General features: G+C 46.4%; 1 protein-coding gene and 1 pseudogene. Both read right to left on the minus strand.

Features of this window, described 5'->3' with window-relative positions:
- Window positions 1-163 (minus strand): annotated as a pseudogene (locus R7P67_RS24250) (phosphatidylserine decarboxylase); the annotation flags it as partial.
- Between the two features lie 124 nt (window positions 164-287).
- A complete protein-coding gene (gene rsgA / locus R7P67_RS24255; protein WP_015297418.1) occupies window positions 288-1,352 on the minus strand; it encodes a small ribosomal subunit biogenesis GTPase RsgA in 1,065 nt (354 codons plus the stop codon).
- Between the last annotated feature and the right edge of the window lie 93 nt (window positions 1,353-1,445).

Raw genomic sequence — 1,445 nt, forward strand, 5'->3', positions numbered from 1 at the left:
CAGAGTGCTTTGCCTCGTCCATATTCACATTGTACTGTTTGATAAACCAGCGAATGACCGCGGTGGTTAGACTACCAGCTTTGGCTGATGCCAGTTTGCCCATTAGGCGAGTTAGGCCATGTTGTGGGATCCAGTACTGCAGTCCAACTTTAATCTTGTCCATCTTTAATTCCGATACTTCTGTCTGTTCTGTTAGATTCGCGCTTTGGGCGCGTGATGTTACTGAACTTTAATGTGCTTGTCAGTATTCGGTGAAGAATTCTTACACAGTTGCTCAGACAATCTGGTTACAGATCGGCCTTCTTATTGCGTGAGTATTGGCGGTTTGCCTTGTTCTCCATCATGCTTTCTAGAATGCGATGGTAGTTCTCAAAACGAACCTCACTCACTTCACCTTTCTCAACGGCTTCACGCAGAATACAGCCAGGGTCGTCGTTGTGTTTACAGTCTCGGAATTTACAGCCACCAAGGTATGGGCGGAATTCAACGAACGCTTTGGTGACTTCTTCAGCCTCTAAGTGCCAAAGACCAAATTCGCGAACCCCTGGTGAGTCAATAAGATCGCCGCCAGTTGGAATGTGGTAAAGGCGTGCTGCTGTCGTGGTGTGTTGACCTAAGCCAGAGTTTTCAGAAATTGCGCCTTCTTCCACTTCTTGTTCTAGTTCAGGCATTAATGCATTAACCAAACTCGATTTACCTACGCCAGATTGACCAACAAAGATGTTGATACGATCGCGTAACTGCACTTCTAAATCACTAATGCCTTCACCAGAATTTTTACTTACGAACAGCACTTTATAACCAATTCGCTCGTATTCTTTGAGCCACTCTTCGTACATTGCACGGTCATCTGCCTCAAGCAAATCAACCTTGTTGAGCACCAACAATGGTGCGATGTTGAGTGTCTCTGCGGCCACTAAATAACGGTCGATAATGTTCAGTGATAGCTCAGGCAAGACAGACGAGACAATCACCATCTGATCGATGTTTGCCGCAACTGGTTTGAGGCCGTCGTAGTAGTCTGGGCGAGTCAGCATTGATGTACGTGGCTCTACGGCTTCAACAACACCTGAGATGCCTGCCATTGATTCAAGACCTTCACGCCAGAGCACTCGGTCACCGGAAACCAGAGACTCAATGCCGCGACGTAGGTTACAGCGTTGAACCTCGCCAGTTTCTAAATCTTCGATGTCAGCGTGCTGGCCAAAGCGAGTAATCACTAGACCCTGTTTACTTGCGCCAAGCATGTTCTCATCCCATTGGATGGACTCTTCTTGCTTTTTTAGGCGTTTTTGTTGGTTGCTACGTACGCGTCGCACCTGACCTTTGGTTAACTTTTTCTTCTTTGCCACAATGTTTTACTTAGTGAGTTAACTCAAGCGATTGAGCTCGATCTCGGCTCAAGTTCGTGAGTATCGTGTTTCAAGTATTTTCAGGTATAGTAC

The organism is Vibrio sp. Vb0937, from assembly GCF_033338855.1.